Here is a 14,414-nt window from a genome sequence, read left to right as displayed (position 1 = left end):
CCATGAGAAAAACACTCATGGCGACAGTGTTGCTCCCGCTTGCCTTCGGGCAGGCGGGGTCAGCGCTGGCGCAATCAGCTCAGGATGCTCAGCGTAGTGGCAATAGCAGCCAGGCTACGGCTGAGCTGTTCTACATGATCCAGCAGCTTCAGGGTGAAGTCAGGCGGCTCCAGGGTGAAGTAGAGGAGCAACGGCATCTGATTAACCGCCTGCAGGAACAAGGGCGCGACCGGTATATCGACCTGGATCAGCGTATCCTGGACCTGTCAGAGAAGTTGGCTTCGCAACCAGCTCCTGAGACCTCGGCAGGCTCGAATTCGGCCGCGTCCAGCTCGGCACCGGCAGTCAAGGAATATCGCCAGCCCGGTCCCGAAGAGCGCAAGGCCTACGAACAGATTCAGGATCTTATCCGTAACCAGAAAAAATATGATGAGGCCATCAGCCGGATTTACGAGTTTATTGATCAGTATCCGGAAGGCGACCTTACCGTAAACGCCTATTATTGGCTGGGCGAGGTTTATCTGGTCAAGCCGCAGCTGGAACAGGCGAAGCAGGCATTTACCATTGTGGCGACCCGTTTTTCTGATCATCGGAAAGCACCGGATGCGCTTTACAAGCTCGGCGTGACTCATGATCGCCTGGGTGAAAAGGCGGAAGCGCAGCGCCGTATGAAAATGGTGATCGAAGATTACCCCGCCAGTAGCGCCGCGGACCTGGCAAAGAAGTATCTTGAGTCCTGAAACGTCTGAGGCCCCGGTACGGGAAAAATGTTGAGAAACCTGAAAAAAAGGGGTTGATCAGCGGCCAAAAATCATTACTATATGCGCCTCGTTTGGGTCGTTAGCTCAGTTGGTAGAGCAGTTGGCTTTTAACCAATTGGTCGAAGGTTCGAATCCTTCACGACCCACCAATTACGAAATACCGGGTGGGCTGAATCGTTCGGTATGGATTGAGGCCAAAGGCTTTAATCGGCAGTCATGGGTCGTTAGCTCAGTTGGTAGAGCAGTTGGCTTTTAACCAATTGGTCGAAGGTTCGAATCCTTCACGACCCACCAAATAACAGAAGCCTCCGGGTTTTTGTGAAAAAAAGAGCCTTCGGGCTCTTTTTTTTTGCGTGTACGTTCTTACCTAGGTAAGCAGGGAACAGGAAAAGCCACCTCGAGTTTGTGCTGCCCCTGTTTCAGAATCATTAAAGTGGGGTTTGAGATGTTATACTTCCCCCGTTAACGCAACACAGAGATGCCGGAATGACACACGCTGAAGACCGTATCCTTGTCCAGGAACACCTGGCCCATGCCGCCGAGCCGAAGCCGCTCAGCGCCAGCGAAAAGGCTGACCTGGAGGCCCGCATCAAGTCCGCCCTGAAAACTCAGGACGCGGTGCTTGTGGCACATTACTACACGGACCCGGACATTCAGCGCCTCGCCGAAGAGACCGGCGGCTGTGTTGCCGATTCCCTGGAAATGGCCCGGTTTGGTAATCAGCATCCGGCGTCGACGGTAGTGGTGGCAGGTGTTCGCTTTATGGGGGAGACCGCCAAGATTCTGAATCCGGAGAAGCGTGTGCTGATGCCTACGCTTGAGGCGACTTGCTCTCTGGACGTCGGTTGTCCGGAAGATGAGTTCTCGGAGTTCTGTGACCAGCATCCGGATCGCACCGTGGTGGTTTATGCCAACACATCTGCTGCGGTCAAGGCGAGGGCGGACTGGGTGGTTACCTCAAGCTGTGCCCAGGCCATCGTTGAGGACCTCGATGCCCGCGGTGAAAAGATTCTGTGGGCACCGGACAAACACCTGGGACATTATGTGCAGAAGACCACAGGCGCCGACATGTTGCTCTGGGATGGCTCCTGTATCGTCCATGAGGAATTCAAGTACCGTGGCCTGGAAGATCTCAAGGCGCTTTATCCGGACGCAGCAGTACTGGTGCACCCGGAGTCACCGGATGCAGTGGTGGAAATGGCCGACGTGGTGGGTTCAACGTCCCAGTTGATCCATGCGGTCCAGACACTGCCAAACGAGAAGTTCATAGTTGCCACCGATAACGGCATCTTTTACAAGATGCAGCAACTGGCACCAAACAAGACCCTGATTGAAGCGCCAACGGCTGGCAATGGCGCTACCTGTCGCAGCTGTGCCCATTGTCCGTGGATGGCGATGAACGGTCTGGAAAACCTGTTGCACGTACTGGAGCAGGGCGATCAGGAAGTTCATGTGGGCCCGGCGCTCAGAGAGCGTGCGTTGAAGCCGCTGCAGCGCATGCTCGACTTCACCGCCAACATGAATCTGAAAGCTGCCGGTAACGCCTGATCAGCTGTTGGCCCTGGCGGTCAACCGGCTGGTGATTTCTGCGAGACGCTCCGTCACGATCTGCCGCTGGGGTGCTCCGGCGGGCAATTTCTCCTGAGCCTGTCTGAGTTGCCGCTGAGCGGACTCCAGATCGCCCATCAAGACGTCGTATTCGGCGCGCGCCCTGTGCACTCCCACAATGTTCCGTGCCATGCCCTCAGCCTCTGCGAGCTTGAGCCAGAGGTGTTCCTGGCTGGGCCATGTGCGGGTAAGTTGCTTGAGGTACTCGGCTGCCACGGTGCCATTGCCGTCGGCAATTTCCGTCTGGGCGAGGGTGTAGGTAATAGGATAATTGCCCGGATTTCTTGCCAGCGCATCCATGAGGATTGCCCTGGCGTCGTCTGGCCGGTTCTGGGCAAGCCGAACCTCTGCCAGTGAAACCTGGAAAGTAATCCGTCCCGGATTCGTCGTCAGAAGCTCGCTCAGGATGTTGGCGGCTTTTTCGTATTGTCTTGCTTCCAGGTAGGCAACCGACAAGCCATACCGGATGGCCTCATTTCGCTGAACGTCCGGCTTATCAAGGTAGGCTTCGAAGGTTTCGACGGCGACATCCGGTGACGGCGCGTAGTGAACCTGCAGGCGGCTTCGAATCAGGTGGTATTCCTGCCCGTCCCGTATTTCTTCATCCGGGTATTGTTCAGCCCGGTTTCGGGTGTCTGCGACACGACTTTGAGTCAAGGGGTGTGTGGACAGGTACTCGGGCAGTCGGTTTCCCTGCATTCGATTCTGCCGCATCATGATTTCGAACATTTCCGGCATGCCTCTTGGATCCATTCCGGCGGTGGCCAGAATGTCCAGGCCAACCCGGTCTGCTTCCTGTTCGTGGGCCCGGCTGTAGGCCAGCATATTCTGCACCGCCAGCGCCTGGGTTCCGGCAATGGCTGCAAATCCTATGTCCGATTGGGTGACAGCCGAGAGCACGATGCCGGCAATCATCCCCGCCAGCGTCAGGGGTGCGCTGGCTTCCTGCTGCTCCATGCGCCTGGCGAAATGCCGCTGACTGAGGTGGGCGAGTTCGTGGGCCAGTACAGACGCAAACTGCTGTTCAGTTGCCGCGTTCAGGAATAGTCCGCCGTTAACCCCGACAATGCCTCCGGGCACGGCAAAAGCGTTGATGGCAGGGCTGTCGATCAGTGCGAGGGTCAGGTCCCGGTTTTGAAGTGGCGCAGAGGGCACCAGCCGATAGGTAATGGCACTCAGATAATCATAAACCAGGGGATCGGTGATGCGCGGCGCAGAGCGACGAATGGATACCATTACCTGCTGGCCGATGTCTGATTCCTGCTGGCCGGCGATAAGGCCGCCGCCACTGCCGCCAATGCTGGGCAGGCTGCTGTCCTGTGCCTGAGCGGGCAGGGAGATAATCAATAGCGCAAGCGCCAGTGAGACCGCAGTCAGTAATTCTGGGAGTGCCCGAAATCGGAATTGGTAAACAATCATGTAATGCCGGTTGCCTTTGGTCTGAATCGCCGGTTTGACAGCGGGTTACGGTAAAAAGTTCTGATCACCGCCTTGAAGAGGATTGTAATGCAATACATTATCACTGTCGGCATAATGCCTGCTTGTTAAATCCGCTTATTGTTACTGTGATGGTGCCTTGTTTGTATGGTTGACCGATACCTAGATGCCTCCGGGCTGCGTTGCCCCATGCCGCTGCTGAAAACCAAACTGGAACTGAATACCATGTCCCCCGGCGAGGAGCTCGAGGTCATTGCGACCGATGCTGGTTCTGCCAGGGATATCCCTGCGTTTTTGCAGCTGTCCCGGCATACACTGATGAGCAGCTCTGAAACCGCCGGGCAGTACCGGTTTGTGATAAAGTGCGGCGGCTAATTTTTCGGAGTTGTAAATGATCAGGACTTTACGCGGTCTCGCGCATAAATATTTCTCGGATGAAGAAGCGGTCATCCTGTTCCTGATTCTGGTAACAGGAACGGTCTTCGTCATCTGGTTTGGTGCCATGCTGGCCCCGGCCATTGCTTCGCTAATCATCGCCTTTATTCTGCAGGGGCTGGTCACCAAGCTTAACAAGCTGGGAATTCCCGAGGCAGTCTCCATCCTTGGGGTGTTCCTGGTGTTCCTTGGTGTGCTTGTCGGTTTCCTGTTCGGCCTGCTGCCGTTGATCTGGGCCCAGCTCAGTGCGCTCGCTGGCGAGGCGCCGCGGATTATCCGCGAACTGCAGTCCTACCTTGAGTTGTTGCCGGAGCAATACCCCCATCTAATTTCAGTTGAGGCTGTCGGTACGGTTTACCAGCAGGTCAGCACCGAAGTGGGTCAGTTCACTCAATGGCTGGTGTCCTTTTCGCTGTCCAGCATCCCGGATCTGGTGGCATTACTGATCTACATGGTGCTGGTACCCATCCTGGTGTTTTTCTTCCTGAAAGACCGGGAGGTCCTGCTTGGCTCCATTGCCAAAATGCTTCCACCTCAGCGCCCGATGATGCTGACAATCTGGCGCGAGGTAAACCTGCAGTGTGCCAACTATGTCCGCGGCAAAGCCCTGGAAATTCTTATTGTCGGTGGCGCAACCTACATTGCCTTCAAGCTGCTCGGCATGCCCTATGCGGCGCTGCTGTCTCTGCTGGTTGGCTTGAGCGTGGTGATTCCCTACATCGGCGCCGCCGTGGTGACTATTCCCGTGGCGGTAATCGCGCTGTTTGCCTTTGGCTGGGGCAGCCAGTTTATCTGGGTGATGGCGATTTACGGTATCATCCAGGCCCTGGACGGCAATGTGCTGGTTCCTGTGCTGTTCTCGGAAGTGAACAACCTGCACCCAGTCGTTATCATCGTCGCGGTGCTTTTTTTCGGGGGTATCTGGGGCTTGTGGGGCGTGTTCTTTGCCATACCGCTGGCAACCATGCTCAAGGCTGTGTTTTCCGCCTGGCCGGTGAAAGATTCCCTTCCCCCGCCGGATACCGAAAACGTCTGAAAGGCGCTCAAAGCGCCTTCACAGCCTCCAGCACTTCGTCTGCGTGGCCCTTTACCTTGACGCCACGCCATTCAGCTCTGAGCACACCTTCCTGATCGATCAGGAAGGTACTGCGGTCGATCCCCATGTATTCCTTGCCATACAGCTTTTTGAGTTTGATGACATCAAAGAGCTTGCACAACGCCTCGTCCTTGTCGGAAATCAGGTGGAAAGGAAACTCGTATTTTGCCCTGAAATTCTCGTGTGCCTTCAGGCCATCCCGCGACACCCCAAGAATCTCGGTGTCCAGTTCTTCAAACTGTTTCATCCGGTCCCGGAAGTCCTGGCCTTCGGTGGTACAGCCAGGCGTGTTGTCTTTCGGGTAAAAATAAATAACCACATTCCGGCCTCTGAGATCGTCCAGGCGAATGGTCTGATCGCCCGTAGCTACTGCTTCAAAATCCGGAACAGGTTTGTTTAACTCGACGGATGGCATGACATCTCCTTTAATTCCCTTGTGTCAGTTCGTGCCCAACATTAACATATCGGTTTTATTCGGACGGAGCTTTTATGATTACGGGTAGCCTTGTCGCACTGGTCACGCCCATGCATCCAGATGGTGAAATTCACTGGGAGGATCTGGATAAGCTGGTAGACTTTCATATCGAAAACGGCACGCACGGTATCGTGGCTGTGGGTACCACCGGCGAATCCGCAACGCTTGACCCGAAAGAGCATTGTCGGGTTATCGGTCATATCATCAAACGTGTGAACGGTCGGATTCCGGTTATCGCGGGTACCGGCGGTAACAGCACCCGTGAGGCCATTGAGCTGACCAGCGAAGCCCATAAGCTTGGTGCTGATGCCTGCCTGTTGGTGGTGCCGTATTACAACAAGCCGACCCAGGAAGGCCTGTACCGGCACTTCAAGGCCATTGCCGAAGCCGTCCCGGGCATGAGCCAGATGCTCTACAACGTGCCTGGCAGGACCGCCTGCGACATGCTCAACGAGACCGTCCTTCGGCTGGCAGATATCCCCAATATTGTCGGCATCAAAGATGCCACCGGTAACATTCCCCGCGGTGCCGAACTGATTGATGCTCTGGGCGGGCGCCTTGCGGTCTACTCTGGCGACGACGCCACAGCAGCGGAACTGATGCTTGCCGGCGCCAAGGGCAATGTCTCCGTTACCGCTAACGTTGCCCCGAAGGGTATGTCGCAGCTGTGCGAAGCGGCGATTGCCGGCAATCGTGAGGAAACAGAGCGGCTCAACGAGTTGCTCATGCCGCTCAACCGGAAGCTGTTCCTAGAGGCAAACCCGATTCCGGTAAAGTGGGCCCTGCATCGAATGGGAATGATTGGAGAAGGCATCCGCCTGCCGCTGACACCGCTCAGTGAAAAGTTCCACAGCGAAGTGGAAGATGCCCTCAAGGCCTCAGGTGTACTCTGAGTTTGCTGAAATCGTCCCTGACCCGGAGTAACCTGATGCAGGTTCTACAAGGAACCGGTAATACCTTCATGTTGAAACCCGTTGTTGTTCTGTCCGGACTGTTGCTTGTAGCAACAGTTTCCGGATGCAGTCTGGTCGAAGACCGTTCAGAGCGTTACGTAAACGCGAAAGAAGGGCAGTCGCTCGAACTGCCGGAATCGGCTGATGATTCCCGATTCAGCCAGAGCATGCCAATCCGCGACGTCAAACCGGCCGATGCCAGTAAAATGTATCCGTCCGATATCCCGCGTCCGCCGGACATGACGTCCGACATCCTCGATGAAAATTACGTTATCGAAGAGCTCGATGGCAGAGCCTGGCTCCTGGTGAACGATGTGCCCGGAAGGATCTGGCCAGCTGTGAATACCTACATGGCCGAACGCGGCCTGGGTGTAGCACTGGAAAGCCCTCAACTGGGTATTCTGCAAAGTGAACTGGCAAATTTCAGCAAGCGTGCCCGCGAGCTGGTGGAGTTGCCTGACGATCCTTCTGCTGAAGAGCAGAAAGTAGTTGTACAGGTGCGCATGGCACCTGGTGTCCGGCGCAAAACGACTGAAATTCAGGTGCGCAAGCTGGACGTTGCGGACGAGCCAGGTGAGCTGGTGCCCTGGCCCGGAGTTTCTGATCCTTCAGAGCTGGCGTTGGCCTTGCAGAAACGCATTCTGGCCGACTTGGGCGAGTTTCTAAGGGCCCGGGAAGAGAGTAAATCCTTCTCCCGCGCTGCCTCCGGGATGGTCAGCGATCCACTCGTTCGGCTGATTTCGGAAAATGACGAAGCCGTCGCTATTCGCATGGAGCTGGATTACGGTCGCTCCTGGGCGGAAGTGAGCAGGGCGCTTACGGATTCTGACATCCCCGTTGTGGACCTGAATCGCAGTGAAGGCTGGTTCCAGGTGGATTTCCGTACTGAAGACGAACGGGATCCTGGCTGGTTCAGCTGGTTCAGCGACAAGGATGCACCCCAGCATACCCATACGGTGAACCTTATCCAGCGGAACGGGGCAATCGTGGTCTCTGCTGAACCCGCGCCGGGTTACACTGGCAGCCGGACAACGCCGGATCTGCTCACACAACTATTCGATTACCTATACTGATTCAGAAAGGGGCCGCCTGACGCGGCCGCTTTTCGGAGACCCCTGATGGAAAAACGTGAAGAACTCTATGCCGGCAAGGCGAAATCCGTCTACCGTACGGACGATCCCGAACGGTTCGTTATGGTATTCCGCGATGATACCTCCGCCTTTGACGGCGAAAAAAAGGAACAGTTGAACCGCAAGGGCATGGTGAACAACAAGTTCAATGCCTTCATCATGGAAAAGCTGGAAGCGGCGGGCGTGCCAACCCATTTTGAAGGGCTGCTGTCTTCCACCGAATCACTGGTCAAGAAACTGGACATGATTCCGGTTGAGTGCGTGGTTCGAAACATCTCCGCCGGCAGTCTTTGCCGTCGTCTGGGTGTGGAAGAAGGCCAGGAATTGAACCCGCCCACCTATGAGCTGTTTCTGAAAAATGATGCGCTACATGACCCGATGGTCAACGAGTCGCTGGCTGTCAGCTTTGGCTGGGCAACCGCCGACGAACTGGCTCAGATGAAGGCGCTCACCTACAAAGTGAACGACGTTTTGAAGGCCTTGTTTGACGAAGCCGGCATGCTGCTGGTTGATTACAAGCTCGAGTTCGGTCGCAGCGGTGCCGGGATTGTTCTGGGTGATGAATTCAGCCCGGACGGCTGCCGGATCTGGGACAGCGAAACCCGCAAGAAAATGGACAAGGATCGCTTCCGCCAGGGCCTGGGTGACGTTATAGAAACTTATGAGGAAGTCGGGCGCCGTCTTGGTATCCAGTTCGACTGATTTGAAACTGAAAACAATTTTAAAGGTGTGTCATGCGTAAACTGTTGCTTGCTGTAGGTGGTTCACTGATTCTGGTGACGCCTCTGTCCCAGGCGGATGTTGTTGGTCTGGGCGCCAGCGTAAGTTACTGGGATTCCGATCTGTCCGGTAAGGCTGCCACCAACAACGACGTTGTGGACGTCGAAAATGATCTGAACCTGGACAGCGATTCCAATGCCAACGCCTCGCTCTATCTGGAGCATCCGGTACCGGTGTTGCCCAATGTTCGTCTGAGCTACACGCTGGTTGAGCAGAGTGGCCGGGGTGAAGTTGGTCTGGTGGGCTTCGATGGTGTTACTGGCGATGTCCAGTCCGACCTGGATCTGGAACAGCTGGACCTGACCCTGTATTACGAAGTACTGGATAACTGGGTTAACCTGGATCTGGGCCTGACCGCCCGAGATCTTGCCGGTGATCTCACAGTACAGGAAGTAAATGGCCTCGCCACCAGCGAAACCAGCGTTGATGCCGTTATTCCCATGGCTTATCTCTCCGCCCGTTTCGACCTGCCGTTTACCGGCGTATCGGTAGGCGCGGAAGGCAACTTCATCAGCTTCGACGGCGACTCGTTGCATGATTTTAACGCCTACGGCCAGTATGAGATTGCCCTGGTTCAGTTCCGGGCCGGTTATCGCCAGATGGCCATCGATTACGAAGACGGTGATGATCGGCTGGATATTGAGATCGGCGGGCCGTTTGTGAGTGCGGGCGTTGCGTTCTAAGGTTGCTATTCTGTTCTAAGGAGAGACACTTGAAGATTCTCGTAACCGGTACCGCGGGCTTTATTGGATCACATTTGGCTCACCGCCTGTTGGACAGAGGTGATGAAGTTATCGGCGTTGACAACGTCAATGACTATTACGACGTGAACCTGAAAGAAGCCCGCCTGGAACGTCTGACCAGCAAAGCGGGTTTTACCGAAGTCCGTGAGGATGTGTCTGACAGGGCTGCCATGGAAACACTCTTTGCCAGGCACAAGCCGGAGCGGGTCGTGCATCTGGCGGCGCAGGCCGGGGTGCGTTACTCCATCGAGAATCCGAACGCCTATGTCGATGCCAACCTCGTTGGCTTCATGAATATCCTCGAGGGTTGCAGGCATAATGGCGTGAAGCACTTGGTATACGCTTCCAGCAGCTCCGTGTACGGTGCCAACGAGACCATGCCCTTCTCGGTGCATGACAATGTGGACCACCCCCTGAGCCTCTACGCAGCGTCCAAGAAAGCCAACGAGCTGATGGCCCACACCTACAGTCACCTCTACAACCTGCCAACCACCGGTCTTCGGTTTTTCACGGTCTACGGGCCCTGGGGCCGGCCCGACATGGCGCTGTTCATTTTCACGAAGAAAATTCTGGCCGGTGAACCTATTGATGTCTTCAACCACGGCCACCACCGCCGGGATTTCACCTACATTGATGACATCGTAGAGGGCGTGGTCCGCACCCTGGATCACGTGGCCGAGCCAAACCAGGACTGGAGTGGCGCAAAACCTGATCCGGGCACCAGCAAGGGGCCATACCGTCTGTACAACATCGGCAGCAACAACCCGGTGGAGCTGTCCCGCTTTATCGAGATCATCGAAGAAAGACTGGGCAAGAAAGCCCGGAAGAACCTGCTTCCCCTGCAACCCGGGGATGTCCCCGCCACCTATGCCAACGTTGACGATCTGATTGATGACGTCGGCTACAAACCGTCCACGACGGTGGAGGAAGGTATCGCCCGGTTTGTGGATTGGTATCGGGACTTCTACAAGGTATAAACAAGGGCCAGCAACTGCTGGCCCTTTTATTATCCATCATCCAGTCATGGAGAAATCCCGGATATGTCCGCTATGAGAAAATGGTTCCTGCTCGTTACGCTCATCGGCCTGGCCAGTTGTACCAGCCTCCCGGACAATATTGAGCCAGTGACCGGTTTTGAAGCAGACCGCTATCTCGGTACCTGGTATGAAATTGCCCGCCTCGATCATTCCTTCGAGCGCGGCCTGAGTAATGTCCGTGCCAAATACAGCCGCAACGAAGATGGCAGCATCAAAGTCATCAACCGAGGCTACAACGTTGAGGAAGGCAAATGGGAGGAGGCCGATGGCCGGGCCGTGTTTGTGGAAGATGAAAACACCGGCCATCTGAAAGTCTCCTTCTTCGGCCCCTTCTACGCTTCCTACGTCGTCTTTGAGCTGGAAAAAGAGGACTACTCCTATGCCTACGTCACCGGTTACAACCGGGACTACCTGTGGTTCCTTTCCCGTACCCCGGAGGTCAGTGAAAAAGCGATTGAGGCGTTCAAGCAGCGGGCCAGGGTTGAGGGGTTTGATCTGGAAGAGCTGATAATGGTGGAACAGAATCGGGCAGAGTAAACCTTGCACGCATAGAAAAGCCTGTTCTCTACGGAGCCAGGGTAACTTCCTGGTATGCACCGCCATTCTGGGATGGCTCGGCACAGGCTGCAACGTAACCCACGTAAACCTTTCGGTCGCTCATGGACAGCATTACAGCTTTTCTCGAATGCATGGCCTTAAACAGTAGGTAGTCCATTGGCGAGTCGGCGAGGAGCTTGCCGGTGACGGGCACCTTGATGTTCCAGGTGCCGTGCCAGAGCGCCTGCCATAGGTACGCCCTGAACCTTAGCAGATCACCGGCAAACCAAGTGGCGATGCTCAGTAGTATGAACCACGTCCAATTCATGGCAACCTTGGTGGAAGCCACCCCCATCGAGGCAATGGACTTACCGATATGATCAGCCAATGACAGTGAAAGGTGCCATCCCCAAAAGCTGATTGGGTTCGGCAGGAGTTCGTGTAGGAGATAGACGATTACTCCGGCCAACGCAAAGCATTTGAGGCCCATTGTGGCACTGGATAGGTATAGACGTTGGCCCTGATGGCGGGCGTTAGCGAGGCTTTCTACGGGATGGATCAGGCTGGCTCGGTAGCCAGCCACGAGGACCGGAAAGATGAGAAGAAAAAGCCCCCGGCCCTCCCTGGACGCATGTTAATTCGCGGTTCCGGCAAACTCTTTCATTTTTGCAGAGAACGCCTTGTACTCCTTGGACTCCCGAATCTTCTTCGGATCCAGGCGTACCGTACCATCACCAACCACGTGCATATCAGGGTTGGGGTATTCTTTCCGCATCTGGTGAAGTTTACGATCTTCTTCACTGAAGAACATGCTCAACAGAGACATACCGCCCCCCATTCACGGTTATTTGACCATATTACACCATATTTTTTTGCGACTTGCATGAAAGGATCACCCGTGGCTACTCCAGTTTATACAATCCATGGAGCCTGTTAACGGTGTTGTCGTACCTGATCTTGTCAGCAGTTTGTTCTGTTCTTGTGGTCAAATATAGATGAGATTTGGTCTTGGGGGCAGGTAACCAGACACAAAAAAAGCCACTCGGCTTACGCTCTGAGTGACTCTTTTACTTGCAGGAATGGTAGGACCAGGCAGATTTGAACTGCCGACCTCTGCCATGTCAAGGCAGCGCTCTAACCAACTGAGCTATGGTCCTGTGTCCTGCAACGGGGACGAAATATACTGATTCCTCCGATGTTGGTCAACCACTTTTACGCGGTTTTCCGATTCGTTGTATAGGCCCTGGGGACTTGACCAAACTTTCGACGTGTAAATAAAACTGACGGGGTCTGTTGACCCCGTCTCAAGGAAGTATCAGGAGACTGCCTGGAGCCTGCTCCGGCGCCTTTTGAATAGCAGGCCGCCCAAGGCCAGGCTCAGAAGGCCGAGAGAGCCGGGCTCGGGAACCTCATTCGGCTGACAGGCAGGGTCATTTGGATTCAGGTCGCAGAAATCGAGTGTTTCCTGAAGCTTCTTGTTGGCGAAGTCTGTCACAAAATTTTGGACAATGGTTTGGTCCGTCGTATTGAACAGGTTCAAGTTAAAGATGGTGCCGCTGTGGTCAGCAATCAGGTCATCGTAGGATGCTTCAGTTCCGAAGCCACTGAGTACACCGTTATACAGAGCGTTATTGCTTGTGAGAAGGCCATCCAGAACCGATTCACTTACAGCTGCGCCACCGACAGTGCCATAGGTTCCGGTGTCACCGTTACTTGGCTCGTCCGTCAAGATAATGATGTTCTTGACGGCGTTGGAACGAAATGAAAAAAGATCCGTCTGGCCATCCAATTCGTTCAGGGCAAATGCCGTGGCGGTATAGCCAGGTTCCGTCCCACCGAACGCGACCAGTCCGCTGGCCGCAGAGGCAAAACCCGTGGCATTGGTAAAGTCTGTCACCATTCGTGGCGCGACGTTGATATCACCGTAACCTACCAAGCCATAGCGAGCATCAACTTGGCCCGTTCCGGTCAGGATGTTGGCGAACAAGCCTATGTTATTTCTCAAATTGGCTTGCACGTTCCCCATGGACCCGGATTCGTCAACAACGAATACGATATCACTGAGGATAGGTGCGGAGTGAGCCGGCGCTGACAGAGTGGCGGCACCGACCAAAAGGCCGAATAATAGTTTTTTCAGTTTCATAATAGTTTTCTCATCCAGGTTGAGTGCATTGCAGGCATCTTGCCGTACATCGATATCGGTAAAACCTGCGCCTGAACTGAAAAATCAGCTCAGGTTTTTTGAGGCATAATGCGTGCCACCTATCCTTTCAAAAAAAATCAATAAAAACATGTGCATACTGGGTTTAAAAATCTCAGCTGCGAATGTTCTCGTAAAAGTGTTTATTTTCCTGACACTTGCTGTCTCATTACTGTTATGCGGTTTTCCGGCTCCGCAGCTTTTCCTTGATGGCTTTGCTCAATACCGCCCACCGGTTCACGATAAGTGCCGCGAAGATCAGGCCGCATCCTGCCAACTGAATGCCGGTCATGGTCTCACCGAACCAGCCCGCGGCGAACAAAGCTACCCAGACCGGCTCCAGGACCAGAATCACTACGCCATGGCTGTTTGCGGACAGGCTCTGGGCGAAGGTCTGAATCAGGAAACGTCCGGCGGTACCAACCACCGCGCTGGCTAGAACCCACCAGATCAACAGAGGGTCCGGGTCGCTCAGGGTTGGCTGCCATTGTTCAAGAATCATGGATTCCACGAAGGTCAGCAGGCCTACCGTAAGCAGGGCGAGGGCGGTCAGGGGCAGGGCGGGCACCCGGTGCTTTTCCACGGTCTCGCCCCGCCGGTCCACCACCGTTCTCTGGTTGGCAGCCCGGGTATTGAGGGTGAAGTACAGGGCAAAGATTGTTGCAGCCATCACGAAGAAGATCTGGCCTGCCTCTGGCCGAAAACCGTTCTTCAGAGAGAGCAGGGCAAGACCTGCAATGGCAATGGGAATTGCCAGCCAGGTGCTTGGTGGCTGGGCTTCCTTGAATACCAGTCGGGCAATGATGGGCACAATAACAACGCCCAGGCTGGTCAGAAACGCGCCTTCACCCAGGCTGGTGCCATGAAACAGACCCATCACCCAGCAGGTCATGGCCGTGCCAAATACCAGCCCCACGCCGACACAGCGGCGCACCTGATCCTTGCTGAGGGCCATCAGGGAGCGGCGGGCAAAGAAAGCGAGAATCACACCGGCAATCAGAAATCTGGCGGCCATGAACATAAGTGGCGGCATCAGGAGAACGGCTTCTTTGGAAAACATCCAGCTGATGGCCGCAAACAGGGTAACAACAACCAGTAACAGATCGGATTTGTGCGCGTCAGACATTGGGTAATCGCTTTACAGGCAACCGGTGAATCAGTGGGAGAAGCGAATCAATGTATAGTTTGCGAACTAAAAAGAAAAGATGGGTAAAAATACCAA

The 14,414-nt window shown here is 55.0% G+C and carries 16 protein-coding genes and 3 tRNA genes; 12 read left to right on the top strand and 7 right to left on the bottom strand.

The features are described from left to right. Positions 1–2: 2 nt before the first annotated feature. The 4 genes from ybgF (at position 3) to nadA (ending at position 2,309) form a co-directional block, all read left to right on the top strand. On the top strand, positions 3–740 hold the full coding sequence (gene ybgF / locus CLH62_RS02105) for a tol-pal system protein YbgF (protein ID WP_099616494.1): 738 nt from the start codon (positions 3–5) through the stop codon (positions 738–740). A 94-nt stretch (positions 741–834) separates the two neighbouring features. Next, positions 835–910: transfer RNA gene (locus CLH62_RS02100), tRNA-Lys, on the top strand. A gap of 69 nt (positions 911–979) precedes the next feature. Then, positions 980–1,055, top strand: a tRNA-Lys gene (locus CLH62_RS02095). Positions 1,056–1,247: 192 nt separating this feature from the next. Next, a complete protein-coding gene (gene nadA, locus CLH62_RS02090) occupies positions 1,248–2,309 on the top strand; it encodes a quinolinate synthase NadA (protein WP_099616493.1) in 1,062 nt (353 codons plus the stop codon). Here nadA and CLH62_RS02085 read toward each other — a convergent pair whose 3' ends face one another. Then, positions 2,310–3,788, bottom strand: a complete 1,479-nt coding sequence (locus CLH62_RS02085; RefSeq protein ID WP_099616492.1) for a M48 family metalloprotease — start codon at positions 3,786–3,788, stop codon at positions 2,310–2,312. A 165-nt stretch (positions 3,789–3,953) separates the two neighbouring features. Here CLH62_RS02085 and CLH62_RS02080 point away from each other — a divergent pair, with 165 nt between their 5' ends. Together CLH62_RS02080 and CLH62_RS02075 are read left to right on the top strand one after the other, a co-directional pair. Next, positions 3,954–4,181 (top strand): sulfurtransferase TusA family protein, encoded by a 228-nt coding sequence (locus CLH62_RS02080; protein ID WP_099616491.1) that lies wholly within the window; start codon positions 3,954–3,956, stop codon positions 4,179–4,181. Between the two features lie 16 nt (positions 4,182–4,197). After that, positions 4,198–5,277, top strand: coding sequence for an AI-2E family transporter (locus CLH62_RS02075; RefSeq protein ID WP_099616490.1), 1,080 nt, complete (start codon positions 4,198–4,200; stop codon positions 5,275–5,277). Positions 5,278–5,284: 7 nt separating this feature from the next. Here the strand turns inward: CLH62_RS02075 and CLH62_RS02070 are convergent, their stop codons facing one another. Beyond that, positions 5,285–5,752: a peroxiredoxin gene (locus CLH62_RS02070; protein ID WP_099616489.1), complete on the bottom strand. Its 468-nt coding sequence runs from the start codon at positions 5,750–5,752 to the stop codon at positions 5,285–5,287. Between the two features lie 74 nt (positions 5,753–5,826). Between CLH62_RS02070 and dapA the strand changes: the two genes are divergently transcribed. The 6 genes from dapA to CLH62_RS02040 all read left to right on the top strand — a co-directional run bounded on the left by dapA (position 5,827) and on the right by CLH62_RS02040 (position 10,992). Next, entirely contained in the window at positions 5,827–6,705 is an 879-nt protein-coding gene (gene dapA, locus CLH62_RS02065; protein ID WP_099616488.1) for a 4-hydroxy-tetrahydrodipicolinate synthase, read from the top strand. A 35-nt stretch (positions 6,706–6,740) separates the two neighbouring features. Continuing rightward, a complete protein-coding gene (gene bamC / locus CLH62_RS02060) occupies positions 6,741–7,838 on the top strand; it encodes an outer membrane protein assembly factor BamC (protein WP_099616487.1) in 1,098 nt (365 codons plus the stop codon). A gap of 45 nt (positions 7,839–7,883) precedes the next feature. Continuing rightward, positions 7,884–8,597, top strand: a complete 714-nt coding sequence (purC, locus tag CLH62_RS02055; protein WP_099616486.1) for a phosphoribosylaminoimidazolesuccinocarboxamide synthase — start codon at positions 7,884–7,886, stop codon at positions 8,595–8,597. Between the two features lie 32 nt (positions 8,598–8,629). Then, positions 8,630–9,358 carry a TIGR04219 family outer membrane beta-barrel protein gene (locus CLH62_RS02050; RefSeq protein ID WP_099616485.1) on the top strand — a complete coding sequence of 243 codons (729 nt, stop codon included), beginning with the start codon at positions 8,630–8,632 and terminating at the stop codon, positions 9,356–9,358. 29 nt (positions 9,359–9,387) lie between these two features. Next, a complete protein-coding gene (locus CLH62_RS02045) occupies positions 9,388–10,395 on the top strand; it encodes an NAD-dependent epimerase (RefSeq protein ID WP_099616484.1) in 1,008 nt (335 codons plus the stop codon). A gap of 63 nt (positions 10,396–10,458) precedes the next feature. Further along, positions 10,459–10,992, top strand: coding sequence for a lipocalin family protein (locus tag CLH62_RS02040; protein WP_099616483.1), 534 nt, complete (start codon positions 10,459–10,461; stop codon positions 10,990–10,992). 28 nt (positions 10,993–11,020) lie between these two features. On the opposite strand, the gene CLH62_RS02035 is transcribed toward CLH62_RS02040, so the two are convergent. The 5 genes from CLH62_RS02035 to CLH62_RS02015 form a co-directional block, all read right to left on the bottom strand. Then, a complete protein-coding gene (locus tag CLH62_RS02035) occupies positions 11,021–11,380 on the bottom strand; it encodes a hypothetical protein (RefSeq protein ID WP_143752345.1) in 360 nt (119 codons plus the stop codon). Positions 11,381–11,626: 246 nt separating this feature from the next. Beyond that, a complete protein-coding gene (locus CLH62_RS02030; protein WP_099616481.1) occupies positions 11,627–11,818 on the bottom strand; it encodes a hypothetical protein in 192 nt (63 codons plus the stop codon). 254 nt (positions 11,819–12,072) lie between these two features. Next, positions 12,073–12,149, bottom strand: a tRNA-Val gene (locus CLH62_RS02025). 158 nt (positions 12,150–12,307) lie between these two features. Continuing rightward, the gene (locus CLH62_RS02020; protein ID WP_099616480.1) at positions 12,308–13,135 is read right to left on the bottom strand and encodes a VWA domain-containing protein; all 828 of its coding nucleotides are present in this window, start codon (positions 13,133–13,135) and stop codon (positions 12,308–12,310) included. Positions 13,136–13,367: 232 nt separating this feature from the next. Next, complete coding sequence (locus tag CLH62_RS02015) at positions 13,368–14,318, bottom strand: DMT family transporter (RefSeq protein ID WP_099616479.1); 951 nt, start codon at positions 14,316–14,318, stop codon at positions 13,368–13,370. Positions 14,319–14,414: the final 96 nt, after the last annotated feature.

Origin of the sequence: Marinobacter guineae (assembly GCF_002744735.1) — a bacterium.
In the GTDB taxonomy this organism is placed as follows: domain Bacteria; phylum Pseudomonadota; class Gammaproteobacteria; order Pseudomonadales; family Oleiphilaceae; genus Marinobacter; species Marinobacter guineae.
The sequence above is the reverse complement of the archived record's forward strand: the minus strand, read 5'-3'. Positions and strand labels throughout refer to the sequence as shown.

Bases quoted from the DNA above. Each gene is read 5' to 3' on its own strand.
- ybgF (WP_099616494.1), top strand. From the start codon at position 3: ATGAGAAAAACACTCATGGCGACAGTGTTGCTCCCGCTTGCCTTCGGG.
- nadA (WP_099616493.1), top strand. From the start codon at position 1,248: ATGACACACGCTGAAGACCGTATCCTTGTCCAGGAACACCTGGCCCAT.
- CLH62_RS02085 (WP_099616492.1), bottom strand. From the start codon at position 3,788: ATGATTGTTTACCAATTCCGATTTCGGGCACTCCCAGAATTACTGACT.
- CLH62_RS02080 (WP_099616491.1), top strand. From the start codon at position 3,954: ATGGTTGACCGATACCTAGATGCCTCCGGGCTGCGTTGCCCCATGCCG.
- CLH62_RS02075 (WP_099616490.1), top strand. From the start codon at position 4,198: ATGATCAGGACTTTACGCGGTCTCGCGCATAAATATTTCTCGGATGAA.
- CLH62_RS02070 (WP_099616489.1), bottom strand. From the start codon at position 5,752: ATGCCATCCGTCGAGTTAAACAAACCTGTTCCGGATTTTGAAGCAGTA.
- dapA (WP_099616488.1), top strand. From the start codon at position 5,827: ATGATTACGGGTAGCCTTGTCGCACTGGTCACGCCCATGCATCCAGAT.
- bamC (WP_099616487.1), top strand. From the start codon at position 6,741: ATGCAGGTTCTACAAGGAACCGGTAATACCTTCATGTTGAAACCCGTT.
- purC (WP_099616486.1), top strand. From the start codon at position 7,884: ATGGAAAAACGTGAAGAACTCTATGCCGGCAAGGCGAAATCCGTCTAC.
- CLH62_RS02050 (WP_099616485.1), top strand. From the start codon at position 8,630: ATGCGTAAACTGTTGCTTGCTGTAGGTGGTTCACTGATTCTGGTGACG.
- CLH62_RS02040 (WP_099616483.1), top strand. From the start codon at position 10,459: ATGTCCGCTATGAGAAAATGGTTCCTGCTCGTTACGCTCATCGGCCTG.
- CLH62_RS02030 (WP_099616481.1), bottom strand. From the start codon at position 11,818: ATGTCTCTGTTGAGCATGTTCTTCAGTGAAGAAGATCGTAAACTTCAC.
- CLH62_RS02020 (WP_099616480.1), bottom strand. From the start codon at position 13,135: ATGAAACTGAAAAAACTATTATTCGGCCTTTTGGTCGGTGCCGCCACT.
- CLH62_RS02015 (WP_099616479.1), bottom strand. From the start codon at position 14,318: ATGTCTGACGCGCACAAATCCGATCTGTTACTGGTTGTTGTTACCCTG.